The 13,348-nt window shown below is 68.8% G+C and carries 11 protein-coding genes; 4 read left to right on the forward strand and 7 right to left on the reverse strand.

Translation table 11 applies throughout. From position 1 onward, the window contains the following. Positions 1 to 30 precede the first annotated feature (30 nt). Positions 31 to 2,490, forward strand: a complete 2,460-nt coding sequence (locus HUA74_RS24195) for an ABC transporter permease (RefSeq protein WP_174456444.1) — start codon at positions 31 to 33, stop codon at positions 2,488 to 2,490. A 90-nt stretch (positions 2,491 to 2,580) separates the two neighbouring features. Next, complete coding sequence (locus tag HUA74_RS24200) at positions 2,581 to 3,180, forward strand: hypothetical protein (protein ID WP_174456445.1); 600 nt, start codon at positions 2,581 to 2,583, stop codon at positions 3,178 to 3,180. 84 nt (positions 3,181 to 3,264) lie between these two features. On the opposite strand, the gene HUA74_RS24205 is transcribed toward HUA74_RS24200, so the two are convergent. Beyond that, complete coding sequence (locus HUA74_RS24205; RefSeq protein WP_254625215.1) at positions 3,265 to 3,783, reverse strand: DUF3224 domain-containing protein; 519 nt, start codon at positions 3,781 to 3,783, stop codon at positions 3,265 to 3,267. 90 nt (positions 3,784 to 3,873) lie between these two features. On the opposite strand from HUA74_RS24205, the gene HUA74_RS46870 reads away from it, so the two are divergent. After that, positions 3,874 to 4,704 (forward strand): helix-turn-helix transcriptional regulator, encoded by an 831-nt coding sequence (locus HUA74_RS46870; protein ID WP_174456446.1) that lies wholly within the window; start codon positions 3,874 to 3,876, stop codon positions 4,702 to 4,704. 138 nt (positions 4,705 to 4,842) lie between these two features. Here the strand turns inward: HUA74_RS46870 and HUA74_RS24215 are convergent, their stop codons facing one another. From HUA74_RS24215 to HUA74_RS24225, 3 genes are all read right to left on the reverse strand, one after another. After that, positions 4,843 to 5,817, reverse strand: coding sequence for a PD40 domain-containing protein (locus tag HUA74_RS24215; protein ID WP_174456447.1), 975 nt, complete (start codon positions 5,815 to 5,817; stop codon positions 4,843 to 4,845). A 114-nt stretch (positions 5,818 to 5,931) separates the two neighbouring features. After that, on the reverse strand, positions 5,932 to 6,717 hold the full coding sequence (locus HUA74_RS24220) for a LytTR family DNA-binding domain-containing protein (protein ID WP_141643908.1): 786 nt from the start codon (positions 6,715 to 6,717) through the stop codon (positions 5,932 to 5,934). Continuing rightward, positions 6,714 to 7,730, reverse strand: a complete 1,017-nt coding sequence (locus HUA74_RS24225; RefSeq protein ID WP_371817302.1) for a sensor histidine kinase — start codon at positions 7,728 to 7,730, stop codon at positions 6,714 to 6,716. Before HUA74_RS24225 ends, HUA74_RS24220 begins: the two co-directional genes overlap by 4 nt. 217 nt (positions 7,731 to 7,947) lie before the next feature. Here HUA74_RS24225 and HUA74_RS24230 point away from each other — a divergent pair, with 217 nt between their 5' ends. Further along, on the forward strand, positions 7,948 to 9,450 hold the full coding sequence (locus HUA74_RS24230; RefSeq protein WP_174456449.1) for a hypothetical protein: 1,503 nt from the start codon (positions 7,948 to 7,950) through the stop codon (positions 9,448 to 9,450). A 9-nt stretch (positions 9,451 to 9,459) separates the two neighbouring features. On the opposite strand, the gene HUA74_RS24235 is transcribed toward HUA74_RS24230, so the two are convergent. The 3 genes from HUA74_RS24235 to HUA74_RS24245 all read right to left on the reverse strand — a co-directional run bounded on the left by HUA74_RS24235 (position 9,460) and on the right by HUA74_RS24245 (position 13,293). Next, entirely contained in the window at positions 9,460 to 10,359 is a 900-nt protein-coding gene (locus HUA74_RS24235) for a WG repeat-containing protein (RefSeq protein ID WP_371817303.1), read from the reverse strand. Positions 10,360 to 10,398: 39 nt separating this feature from the next. Beyond that, positions 10,399 to 12,513 carry an endo-1,3-alpha-glucanase family glycosylhydrolase gene (locus tag HUA74_RS24240; RefSeq protein WP_174456450.1) on the reverse strand — a complete coding sequence of 705 codons (2,115 nt, stop codon included), beginning with the start codon at positions 12,511 to 12,513 and terminating at the stop codon, positions 10,399 to 10,401. A 168-nt stretch (positions 12,514 to 12,681) separates the two neighbouring features. Beyond that, positions 12,682 to 13,293 (reverse strand): hypothetical protein, encoded by a 612-nt coding sequence (locus HUA74_RS24245; RefSeq protein WP_174456451.1) that lies wholly within the window; start codon positions 13,291 to 13,293, stop codon positions 12,682 to 12,684. Positions 13,294 to 13,348 lie beyond the last annotated feature (55 nt).

Raw genomic sequence — 13,348 nt, forward strand, 5'->3', positions numbered from 1 at the left:
TGGGCCACCGCCTTCGCCCCCGGAGGGGCCTTGTCCGACATCACCCAAGACCTTCGCCTCGCAGTGAGGATGCTCGCCAAGCACCGGGCGTTCACCGTCGTCGCGGTGCTCACGCTGGCGCTGAGCATCGCGGCCAACACGGCCATCTTCAGCGTGGTCAACGCGGTGCTGCTGTCGCCCCTGCCCTTCCCCGAGCAGGACCGGCTGGTGCTGGCCTGGACCCGGCTGCCGAGCCAGCCTCGGTGGACCGTGGCGCCCGCCAACTTCCTCGACTGGCGTGCACAAGGCGACGTGTTCGAGGAGCTCGCGGCGTTCTCCCACATCGGCGTCAGCCTGTCCGGGGACGGAGCGCCCGAGCGCCTGCGCGGCGCCAGCGTGTCCGCCAACTACTTCCAGGTGCTCGGCGTGCGAGCGGCCCTGGGCAGCGCGTTCCAACCCGTCGCCGAGGAGACGGGGCCTCGCCACGTCGTGGTGCTGAGCCACGGACTGTGGCAGCGCCGCTTCGGCGCGGACCCGCGCATCATCGGCCGGGACGTGCGCCTCGAGGACCGCGACTACCAGGTCGTCGGGGTGATGCCGGAGCGCTTCACCCTGCCCAACATCGGACCGAAGACCTCCGCGCCCGCGGATGCGCCCGAGCTGTGGATTCCCGCGCCCTCGCACGACATCCCGCAGCTCGGCTCGGATGGGACGCTGGACCTCAGTCAGTCCCGAAGCACCACGTACCTGCGCGTGCTCGGGCGGCTGAAGCCCGGCGTGACGATGGAGCGCGCGAGCGCGGCGATGGGCGCCATCGCCCAGCGACTGGAGCAGGAGTACCCCGCGAGCAACGTCCACTCCGGCATCACCCTGGTGCCCTTGCGCGAGCAGATTCTCGGCGACGTGCGGCCGGTGCTGTGGGTGCTGCTGGCCGCGGTGGGGCTCGTGATGGCCATCGCCTGCGCGAACGTGGCCAACCTCTTCCTGGTGCGCGCGGCGGCGCGGCGACAGGAGATGACGGTGCGCGCGGCGCTCGGCGCGGGGCGCGGGCGGATGATTCGGCAGCTCCTCACGGAGAGCGTGCTGCTGGGCCTGCTCGCGGGCGCGCTGGGGCTGATTGTCGCGGTGTGGAGCATGGACGTCCTGCTGAGCCTGATACCGGCGGAGCTGCCCCGGCTCGACGAGGTTCGCGTGGACGCCCGGGTGCTGGCCTTCGCGCTGAGCATGTCGCTGGGCACCGGCATCCTCTTCGGCCTGTTGCCCGCGCTCCAGGCCTCGCGGCCGGACCTCGATGGCGTGTTGCGACAGGCGGCGGGCGGCAAGCTCGTGGGAGGCGGTCGCTCGCGCGGCGCGCTCGTCGTGGGCGAGGTGGCGCTGGCGGTGGTGCTGCTCATTGGCGCGGGACTGTTGCTGCGCAGCCTGTGGCGACTCCAGGACGTGGACCCAGGCTTCCGCCAGGAGTCCGTGCTCACGTGGACCCTGGCGCTGCCGAAGGAGAAGTACCCGGACGAGGCGCGACAGGGCGCCTTCTTCCAGCAGGTGGTGGAGCACGTGTCGATGCTTCCCGGCATCCGGAGCGCTGGCGCGGTGACGGACCTCCCGCTGGGGGGTGCCGACATCTGGTTCGGCCTGGAAGTGGAGGGACGCGCGCCCGCGACTCCCGAGGAGCGCTCGAGCGTGGGCTTCCAGGTCGTCACGCCCGGCTACTTCGAGTCGCTGGGCATCCCCGTGCGCCAGGGGCGGGACGTGACGAGCACCGACACCCGTGAGTCACAGCCAGTGGTGGTGCTGAACGAGACGGCCGCGCGGCTCCACTTCCCGGGGACGGACGCGGTGGGGCAACGCGTGCGCGTGGGTGATGCGAGCACGCCCTGGCTCACCGTGGTGGGCGTGGTGGGTGACGTGCGGTACGACGGGCCGACCCAGGAGACCCGACCGGAGGCATATCTGCCCGCGCTCCAGCGCTCGCTGTTCCTCATGTCCTTCGTCGCGAGGACGGAAGGCGACCCCATGGCGCTGGCCGCCTCGGTGCGCTCCACCGTGGCGTCGCTGGACAAGGACCTGCCCGTGGGCGTGACGCGGACGATGGAGCAACGCGTGACGGAGTCCACCGCGCGGCCTCGCTTCGTGTCCATGCTCGTGGCGGTGTTCGCCGTCCTGTCGCTGCTGCTCGCCAGCGTGGGCCTGTCCGGCGTCATGGCGTACACGGCGCGTCAGCGCACGCGGGAGATTGGCATCCGCATGGCGCTGGGCGCGCGGCCCTCGGACGTGCTGCGCATGGTGCTGAGCCAGGGCCTGCGGCTGGCGCTCGGAGGCGTCGCGCTGGGACTGGTGGGCGCCTGGGGATTGACGCGCGTGTTGTCCAGCCTGCTGTTCGGCGTCAGCGCCACGGACCCCGTCGTCTTCGGCTCGCTGTCGCTGCTGGTGGCCGTCGTGGCCCTGCTGGCCACCTGGCTGCCCGCGCACCGGGCCACACGGGTGGATCCGCAAGTGGCCCTGCGAAGCGAGTAAGCGCTGAATCTCCAGCATTCGCCCGGGCCCCGGAGAACGAGGAGGCCCGCGGTGCTTGAGGCCCCGGGGGCGCTCGTTAGAGTGCCTCGCATGGCTGACTCCTTCGACCCCATCGACAGCGCCCGCGCGAACATGATTCTCGAGAGCCTCCTCGAGACGCCTTTCAGCGAAGACGACGAGCACCTCCAGTTCGCGCTGCGCCAGGGGGACCTCACGTTCGAGGGTGACTTCGAGCTGGAGCCCAATGACGTCATCATCGTCGTGGGGAACCTGACCGTGACGGGCTGCCTCGCGGACCAGTTCTACAACGAGGACGACTTCTCCAAGCTCTACGTCATGGGGAACCTGCGCGCGCGGGACATGGTCTGCGGCTCGGAGGTGCGGGTGACGGGCAACCTCGAGGTGCAGAACGTGCTCTACGCCAACTCGTTCGACATGGACACGCTGGGCGTGAGCGGGAAGCTCAGCGCGAAGGTGTTCATCGAGGATGGCCACCAGGTGGAGTTCGGCGCGCTCGACGTGGGCGCGCTCATCTCCGACGACGAGACGTGGCGGGAGGTGAAGCCGGAGGCCGTCATTGGCGGCTTCGAGACGGTGCTCCAAAGCCACGTCCTCAGCGAGGACGGACAGCTCGTCCTCGGCGAGTCGCTCCATCAGGAGCTGAAGGCGGGGCGCTCCGTCCTGCGCTGAGCGGACCTGCGCGCCTCGGGCCTGGCGCCTTTCACCGGAGCCGGGGAGCCGGGGAGCAGGAATGCCCGGCTCCAGGTGGGACGCTCACGGCGAGTCGGGGAGCGTGTACTCGAACACGTAGCTGTGGGCGCCCTTGTCGTCGATGTGAATCTGCATCGAGCCGGAGAGCCCCTTGAGTTCGTCCGTTCCAGAGTCGGGGACGACGAGGATGGTGAGCTCGGACGCGCCGCGCGTCATGCGCCCGGTGTGATGGATGGAGAAGCTGCCCTTGCGCCCCTGGAGGCTTCCGGTGACGCGCTCCATCGCGACATAGGCGCCCGACTTGCCGTCATCCATCGTCGCGAGCATCTGCCCCACCCCCGTGCCCTCCAGCTCGCCGTGGTACCGCTTGTCGATGGACAGCCGTCCGATGGGCGACGCCGCCGAGCCCTCATCCGGGGCCATGGGCTTCACCTTGACGTCAAAAGGCCCTTGTACACGCTTCGTCATGTTCGTCTCGCTCCCTGTCCGTAGGGGAACCGTCGCCTGACTGCCCGCGCATCCCTGTGCGAGCACGGCGCCGAGCGCCCACGCCAACAACATCATCATCCCGGGCTTCATCATGCGCTGGCCCCTCATCGAGTGGCCCACCAGATACAGGTGCCTGTTCCGCGCCGATTGCAAAAACGCGACACGCCGACAGAATGCCCGCCGGTGAGCCGCCCTCGCATCGACGCGCCCCGTGGCGTCCTTCAGCGCCCCGCCCCCGAGGGCAGGATTGCGCACGAGCGCTTCGCTCCCTCCGCTGACCTGGAAGCGTTCATCCAGCACTTCTGGACGGTGCGCTGGGATTTGCGCGGCGAGCCGCCCCTGCTGGCGGAGACCCTGCCCCACCCCTGCGTGCACCTGGTGTTCGAGCGGGGACAGGCGCGCATCGCGGGCGTGCAGTCACGCCGGTTCCACCGCAGGCTCCAGGGACAGTCGCGCGTGTTCGGCATCAAGTTCCGTCCCGCCGCCTTCCAGCCCTGGCTCAAGGCCCCGCTGTCGCGCCTCACGGACCGGACGGTGAGCCTGCGCTCCGTGTTCGGGCAGGAGAGCATCGCGCTCAAGGACGCCATCCTCGCGGAGCCGGACGTGCGGCGGTGCATGGTGCTGGCCGAGGACTTCCTGCGGCCTCGAATGCCCGCCATGCCCGAGCCGATTGCGCGGATGCGCGACCTGGTGGAGCGGCTCGCCGTGGACGCGTCCCTCACGCGGATGGAGCAGGTGGCGGCGCTCGCGGGGCTGGAGCCGCGCAACCTCCAGCGGCGCTTCAGCGCGGCCGTGGGCGTGAGCCCCAAGTGGGTCATCCAGCGCTATCGCCTGCACGAAGCCGCCGAGCAGCTCGCGCGAGCGGACGCGCCCGACATGGCGAGCCTCGCGCTCCAGCTCGGCTACTTCGACCAGTCCCACTTCATCCGGGACTTCAAGGCGCTCGTGGGCCGCGCGCCCGGGCAGTACGCCGCGCAGGCCGCCGCCGCGCGTGGGAAGCGCGCCTCGCGATAGGCGCGCGGCACATCGCCGGCTGAATCCCCCCCGACGAAACAGCGAGGCGAGCGTGGAGTGCCCCTGCGCCACTCCCCGCCCGCCCCGCCTTGCTTCACGTCAAGAGATCGCCGCCCCGGGTGGCGGTCTCCCTCGCCGTCACTGGAACAGCAGGCAGTAGGTGTCGAGCTGGTAGAAGTCCGACGGCACGAACGGCGCCCACGTCTGCCGCACGAAGTAGAGGTGACGCCCGTCCACGCTCAGCGAAGGGTGGAACTCGTCCTTCTCCGTGTTCACCGCCGGCCCCAGGTTGATGGCCTTGGTGAAGCGCCCCCCGACGTTGATGCTCGCGTACAGGTCTCCCAGGCCGTGACCCTCCGGACGGTTCAGCGAGGCGAAGATGAGCACCCGGCCGTCCGCGGAGATGTGCGAGTTGTACTCCCAGTAGTCCGGGCTGTTGACGCCCGTGCCCAGCTTCTCCGCGGGGGCGTAGCCGGGGCCGCGGCGCTCCGAGCGGTAGATGTTGAAGTCCGAGTCGAACGTACCGCTGGCGAAGTACACCGTCCCATCACGCGTCGCGCTGACGTAGAGCTCCTGGCGGTCCGAGTTGACGTTGGGGCCCAGGTGCTGCGGCGCGCCCCAGCTTCCATCCGCCTGCTTGTGCACCACCCACAGGTCCGAGTCCGCGCGCTCCTCGGTGCCCGTCACGGGACGGGTGGACGAGAAGAACAGCGAGTTGCCGTCCGGCGTGAGGAACGGGTCGGTGTCCAGGTACGTGCCGGAGAAGGACACCAGCTGTCCGGGGGTGAAGTGGCCGTTCACCTTGTGCGTCTCGTAGATGGCCTGGAACGGCGCCTCCGCCGCATCCACGTGGTAGTACGCCGTGTTGCCGTCCGAGGAGAAGGTGAGCCGGTACTCCGAGCGGTCCGGGAGGGAGACCTCTCCCGGCGCGAACATGCTGCCGCCCGCGGGGCAGGTCAGGAACCGCAACGACTCGCTGGACACCTCTTGCGCGCCGAGCGCCTCCGCCACCTTGGCGGACTCAGGCTCCTGCGCGGCGCACGCCATCGTCATGGAGGACATGGCGACGAAGAGGCCAAGAGACCACGACTTCCCAGGGGTGAATCGATTCATGCGACGTCTCCTTGTGTTGGAGACACAGTCGCCCGACCTCCCGAGACTCGCGATGGAGTTGTGACGAACGGTGGAGGTCCTGGGGCCAACGGTGGAATCGCCGCCCCACCCCGCTCAGGAGGGCAGGTCCAGGGCCCGCTGGAGCCTGGCGCGGTAGCTCCGGCCGGACGTCAGCTTCGTGCCATCCCTCAGTGTCAGCACGAACTCGCCCGGGGGCAGCGGCTCCACTTCCTCGATGCGGTCCACGCGGACGATGAGCGAGCGGTGCGCGCGCACGAAGTCCTTCGGGTCCAGCTTCGCCTCCAGCGCGTTCATCGTCTCGCGCGCCAGGTACGACTGCTTCCCCAGGTGGACGGAGACGTAGTTCCCCTCCGCCTCCAGGTAGTCGATGTCCTCCACGCGAAGAAACCGCATGCGCCAGCCCACCTTGGTCACCAACTTCGTCGCGTAGGGCTCCGACGTGGGAGGCAGGCGCTGCGACAGCGACTCGAGCCGCTCGATGAGGTCCGAGTCCAACTCCATGGCCCCGGTGCGGCGGCGCTCGCGCACCCGCGCGAGGCTGAGGCGGAAGCGCTCCCTGTCGAACGGCTTGAGCAGGTAGTCGAGCGCGTTGGCCTCGAACGCCTGCACCGCGAAGTCCCGGTGCGCCGTCACGAAGATGACCGCCGGCTGCTGCTCCTGGGCCACCGCGCGCAGCACGCCGAAGCCGTCGGGCTCCGGCATCTGCACGTCCAGCAAGACCAGGTCCGGACGCTCCCTGCCAATGGCGGCGATGGCCTCCACACCGTCGCGACACTCGCCGATGACGGCCATGTCCGACTCGTCCGCGAGCAGCTCCTTCAGTCGCTCCCGGGCCAGCGGCTCATCGTCGACGATGAGCACGCGGATGGGCGGAGTCATGTCGCCGGCTCCGTCCGGAAGGGAATGGCCAGGGACACCAGCGCCCCACCCTCCGAGCGTCCGCGCAGCTCCAGCCGGTGGTCCGGGCCATAGAGCTGGACCAGCCGCTCCCGCGTAATCCACAGGCCTTTGCCGCCCCCCGAGGTCCTGGGCGTGGTCGCCTCGCGCAGCCCGACGCCGTCGTCGCGGACCTCCAGGAGCAGCGCCGAGCCCTCACGCCGGGCGGACACCGTCACCGTGCCCGGGGCGGAGCGGGGGGCGATGCCATGCTGGATGGCGTTCTCCACCAGGGGCTGGAGCAACAGGTGCGGCACGTGGGCGCCGAGCGTGTCCTGCTCGATTTCGTGCTTCACCTGGAGCCGGTCCGTGAAGCGCACGCCCTGGATGTCCAGGTAGAGCTGGAGGGTGCGCAGTTCGTCCCGCAGCGTCACCTCCTCGCGGCCCGCGGCATCCAGCGTGCCCCGCAGCAAGTCACTGAGCCTAGCAATCATCCGCTCGCTGCCCATCGGGTCCCGGTGCACCAGGGCGGAGATGGAGTTGAGCGTGTTGAAGAGGAAGTGCGGGTGGAGCTGGGACTTGAGGACGTGGAGCTGGGCGCGGGCGAGTTGGGTGTCCCGAAGCCGGAGCTGCTCGGCGTAGTAGATGGCGTGCGCCACGCCCAGGAGCGTCAGGTAGATGAACGGGTTGTAGAGCAGCGCGTGCTCGAGGACGGCCGTGTAGGCGGGGGGCGCGTCGTACCAGTGGAAGTACGGGTCCAGCGAGTAGATGACCGTGGCGCGGAAGAACGAGACGGCGAGCGCGCCGCCCACATGCAGCGCCAGACGGGAGCGCCAGCGACGCCGCTCGAAGGGGAAGCGCAGGCCGTAGTACACGACGGCGATGGTGACGGGCGCCCACAGCGCGGTGGCGAAGCCATCCGTGAGCAGCGCATGAGCCCAGGACACGCCCCGCACCGAGTGCGCCTCACTGGAGGCGGCAAGCCCCTGCAAGGTCCAGTAGGCGAAGGCCGCCACCCACAAAATCCAACCGCGTCCGCGTGACATGCCACCCAAGGTACACGGACTCGCGTCGGCTTTCACATCCACGCCGGTCTCCCCTCTGAAGGCCAGGCTCGCGGGCCCGAGTGAGCAGGCAGGTCAGCCCCGTGACCGGGGGCGATTGAAGGATGTCGGACGGAGTCCATCTCCGCCTGACTTCCCTTTATTGCGGCAATCAAGTGACAATAGACACATGTCACTTTTCCGTACGCTCTTCGTCTCGCTCGCCGTGGTCCTCATGGGGTGCTCCGCGTCGTCCGATGACTCGGGAACGGAGGACCCTCCAGACACGGGGTTCGTCGAGGTGGCCGGCGACGACGCGGGAACACAAGACGCGGGAGCACCAGACGCGGGGACTCAGGATGCGGGAACGCAGGACGCGGGTGGAGGGCCCACCGACAGCCTCGCGGGGCTGACCCGCATCGCCAGCGCCGAGTACCAGTTGTTCTACCTGGTGAACGGTCGGGTGTTGGGCATCGGCTCCAACCGCGCCGGGCAGCTCGGCGTCGGCCATGCCAACCCATACAACCAGGTCCCGCCCGTCGACATCGCCCTGCCCGCGGAGCTGCGTTTCAAGGACGTGGCGGGCGGCGGTTTCCAGAGCGTCGCGCTCGACGTCCAGGGCCGCGTCTGGACCTTTGGACAGAACCTCTACGGCCAGCGGGGCGACGGCACCACGAACGACTACCCCAACCGCACGACGACGCCGAACAACGGCCAGCCGTACCTCATCCTCCAGGACTCCACCGGCGCGACGTTCGACAACGTCATCGCGGTGCGCAGCGCGCTGCTGTTCAACATGGCGCTGAAGGCGGACGGCTCCGTCTGGGTCTGGGGCATGAGCGGCAAGGCGATTGGAGACACGTTGGGCATCGCGGGAGACGGCAACAGGGAGCCGCGCAACATCACCCGGCCCGTGCGCGTCCCGCTGCCGCAGGGCGTGCGAATCACGGGCTTCACCACGAACGACAGCAGCATCTTCGCGCTCGATGACACCGGCAAGGTCTGGGCCTGGGGCAGCAGCGCTGGCGGTGAGACCTTGGGCAGGGGCAACAACCCGGACTATGCGCGACCGAATTCGTTGAACATCCCCGCTCGCGTCAAAGAGCTTGCCGCGGGAGGAAGCCAGTGGGTCATCGCGCTCGACGAGAGCGGGGGATTGTGGGGGTGGGGCCTCCAGGGGACATACCTGGGGCTCGGCCCACCGCAAGGCGGTTGGTATCCGGTGTCCACGCCCGTGAAGTTGTCATTCCCGGAGTTCGGTACGCACAAGGTCGTCCACGTCTCCGCGAGCGGCCACGTCACCCACGTGATTCTGGACGACGGAACGCTGTGGGGTTGGGGCGACAGCGCGCTGGGCGAGGTGGGCAATGGAGCGATGCTGGATTTCGCCACCTACCACTCCCCGTACAACTGGGACTGGGGCAAGTACGAGAAGATGGTCTTCCGCCCCGTGCAGGTGGCCCCGGGCGTTACCTTCACGGCCCTGCACAACACCGCGCAGTCGTTCTACAACTACGCCACCGCGACGGACGGCACCATCTACTCCTGGGGCCGGAACAAGACGGGCGTGCTGGGCAACGGCGTGCGACCCACGGGTGACGTGGCCGGCCGCCCCGACAGTTGGAACGTGGCCACCGCCACGCCCGTGCCCGCGCACCTGCTGACCACGGGCACCGACACGCCGTCGAAGTAGCGCGCGTCGTCAGCCGTTCAACACCACGGCCAGCCCGTGGGAGAAGGGCTGAGCGGAAGCGAAGCGGGGTGTCACCGCCCAGCTTCCGTCCGGGCGCAGGTAGCCGAACAGGCCGTTCTCCTTCACGGCGGCCAGCCCTTCCGAGAACGTGCCATTCACCGCCTGGAAGCGGGGCTCGATGACCAGGGCCCCCTTCCGGTCGATGAAGCCATAGGCGCCCTTCTGCTTCACGGGAGCAAGCCCCTCGCGAAACGCGCACTCCGTCAGGCTCGTGTCCCAGTTCGAGAAGCCAGGCTCCAGCACCCAGGCGCCGGACTCGTCCACGAAGCCGAACTTCTTGCCCTTCACGACCAGCGCCAGCCCGTCCGAGAAGCGACCCATCGTCTCGAAGTCGAAGCTGGCGAGGCACTGGCCCTTGGGGTCGATGAGCCGGCTCTGCTCTGCCTTGGGGCGCTCCTTCAAGACGACGTGTGCCTTGCCGTCGAAGAAGGGCCGGGCGAGTCCACCGCCGAACCCGTCCAGCACCACCTCGCCCTTCCGGTTGATGTACGAATCGGAGCCCTTCGCCCCCGCGCGCATCACCGGCGCGAGCCCCGAGCCGAAGCGCCCCACGTTGACGTAGGTCGCCCCGGCCACGACGTACTTCGTGAAGTTCGCCTTGAACTCCACCGGCAACACGAGCTTGCCCTTCACGTCGATGAAGCCCGCGTCCGTCAGGGCCAGCCCATCGCTGAAGCCGGTGAACGCACGCTTCACGTCCAGCGTCCGTTGGCCCTTCACGTCGATGAAGGCCCAGCCGCCCTCGACGGGCATGCGAGCGTGGCCTTCGTTGAAGCTGAAGGGCGTGCCATGGGGGCTGGGGATGACCAGCTCCCCCTTCGTGTCGATGAAGCCGTAACGCGTTGTCACGGCGCGGACCCTATCCTCCGGGCCCGCGCCCGTCGACGCTCAGGGCCGCGTGCAGGAGCGTCCGCCGCCCGCGTGATACATGAGGTCCTGATAAACGGTTTGCGCGAGGATGGGCGTCTTGCTCTCCAGGCGCTGGACGGTGACACCGTTGCGCTGGAGCTCGAAGACAGGCGTGGTGCCAGGCACCAGCGCCGCCTGGAAGGCCGTCACTCCCGCGCTCGTCACATCCAGCGTGCGCACGTCGGTGCCCTGGGTGATGACCAGCCGGCCCGGCTCCTTGAGGAAGGCGAGCAGCTCCACCTGGTTGGACGCGGCGACCCCGCCCCGCAGCTTCATCACGCGCGCCGTCTGCTTCGCGGCGTTGAAGGGCGCATCCGTGCGGTGCCGGCGGTGCGTGTAATAGAGCGTGTCGCGGACGATGGTGGGCCGCTGACCCGTCTTGAACCACGTGGTGTAGTACGCAATCCAGTCCATGACGACGTAGCCGCGCTCCTGCGACGCCGTCATCCACGACTCGCCGTAGTCGGTCAGCGTCAGCAGGGTGACCCAGTCCGCGTCGCCTTCAATCGCCTTCTCGAACTGCGAGCGGAACGCGAGGCTGTTCTGCGCCTCCCAGTACACGCGGCTGCTGTTCTCGCTGTCGGTGAGCTTGTGGCGCACGTCCTCGAACGCGACGGGCGACATCCACTTCTTGCCGCGACGGTGCGACTCCACGCTCCAGCGGCGCATGTTCTCCGCGGACTGCGCGGTGCGCTCGCCCCACGTTGAGAAGCCCGTCACCAGGGGGTTCCACTCCGCGTACTTCGTCACGTCGCCCGTGTACGACAGGAGCGGCCAGAAGGTGACCTGGATGTTCTGCGCCGCCAGCCGCGTCTTCAGCTCCGTCCACCAGGCCACCGACTTGCGCTCGGGGTTGAAGGTGGCGAGGACGATGGCACCATCCAGCTTGTGCACGGACGGGTGGTTGGCCACGGAGGCAATCATCGACACCAGTCCATCCGTGGTGCCCGCGGCCTCGGTGGGGAAGTCCGGGCTGAGGACGATGCGGAACTCCGGGTCCACCGCCGCCGCCGCCGCGAGCATGACGGTGAGCTGGTTGTTCCGCGTGTCGGACGAGACGCGGTACGGGTGCTCGTAGAGGAAGCCGTCCATGCCGGAGGCAATCGCGCGGCGCACCTCCGTCTCGAAGTCACGCTGCCGCCACGCGCTGTCGGCCCAGGGGGCGCGGGGCAACGGCCGGTCCCTCATCAGTCCACCGATGTTGGCGTACTCGCCGTTGCGCGACTCGGGCGTCATCCAGCCCGTCCAGTAGTCCGAGGCGGGCTGCGCGTTGTCGATGGAGATGGGGAAGATGGGGTAATAGAAACCGAAGACCTTCTTCGGCGCCGCGCGCAGCGCCGCCGTCGTCGGCATGTCGAACGGGTAGCACGCGGAGATGGGCGTCGGCGCGGTCGTCAGCGTGGCGCTCAGCTCCAGGTTGAAGCGCGCATCGGACGTGTTCGCCGCGGACTGGTGCAGCTCCACCGCGAGGACGTTCGTCCCCGTGCGCAGCGCCGCCACGTCGACGGCCTGACTCATCCACGTCTGCTCTTCCGCGGGCAACGAGACGGTGGCGGGCGCCAGCGTACGGTAGCCCACCGTTCCGGCGGGCAGGTTGCTGCGAAAGACCTCCGTGCCGTTCAGGTAGACGATGGCCCCGTCATCCCGCTGCAGCCGCACCAGCAGCTCGCTGACCCGCGCCGCGTCCGCGACGGTGAAGGCGTGCCGGAAGTACGTGGTGATGTGCTTGTTCGTCGCGTTGGAGCCGTAGGAGACCGCCGTGGACAGGTCCGTCTCCGCGTAGCCCAGCGGCGAAGCACCCGCGGGCCAGGCCGCGTCGGAGAAGCCCGTCGCCGACCACGTCGTGCCCAGGTCCACGCCCGTGTCCAGGTAGCGCCACGACGCGCCCGTCGCGACGAGCACCGTCGCGAGTGAAGGCGCGGCGGCAGCGGCCAGGTCCGCGTCCGGCGTCGTGGGGAGCGCGCCCACTTCGGGGGCGCCGTCTCCAGAGGGAAGCGACTCGTCAGGAGCGCCTCCCGCGCAGGACATCGACAGCAGGGGCGCTAGCAGGAACGCGGCGAGCCGCGCCCTCGGAAAATCCATCGGGATGCGCATCGATCGACCTCGAGAGGCCCTTCGCCCGGGGGGACGAAGAGAGGGGGGTTATCCCCGAGACACAGGAGGTCTCCGGATGGCGCAGACAATCCGGATGTCTTTCGCGTTTTACCTGCAAGTCCTTGAGCCGAGCGGACCGTTGGAGCGAGGCCCTGGCCGGGGCTCACGTCACGGCAGCAGCTCTTCCTTCTTCAGGAGTTTCTTCGCGAGCGTGGTGTAGGACCACTCGCCCTCCTCATCCACCAGCCCCTTGTGGAGCAGCTTGCCCAGCTTGGGACCGATTTCGCTGGAATGGCCCACGAGGTGCTGCGGCGCGCGCACCTTGTCGATGGCGTCCTCGCGGTCATCCGAGACGACGAGCCGGGCGGACAGCGTGTCCGCGTAGGCGGAGTAGTCGCTGTAGTAGGTCCACGCCACACCCTGGAGGGCGAAGTCGCCCAGCACGACAATCTCTCCGTGGAAGAGGAGGTTGTTCGCCTTGAGCGAGCCTCCGACGAAAAGCAGCGAGTAGTCGAAGCCCTCGTGGATGATGTTGCCCTCCACCACCAGGTCTCCCGCGACGAGCAGGCGGCCCTGGTCCTCGATGATGAGGTTGCCCTTCACGGTGACGCTCTTCGCGTCGAGAAGCTGGTCCTGTCCCTCGGAGATCCTCAGGTCCGTGGCCACCTGCTTCACTTCGGCCGAGGGCGACAGCTTCGCCTTGAGCGAGGCCCGCTTGGCGGCCGAGCCAGCGTGAGCGTGGAGCGAGGGTTCCTGGAGCAACTTTTCGAAGAGCGTCATGCATCCAGGCTAGGAGTCCGCCCGGCTCCTGACGAGTGGAATGTCCTGGTCGAAC

Source organism: Myxococcus sp. CA051A (assembly GCF_013336705.1).
Classification (GTDB): domain Bacteria; phylum Myxococcota; class Myxococcia; order Myxococcales; family Myxococcaceae; genus Myxococcus; species Myxococcus llanfairpwllgwyngyllgogerychwyrndrobwllllantysiliogogogochensis.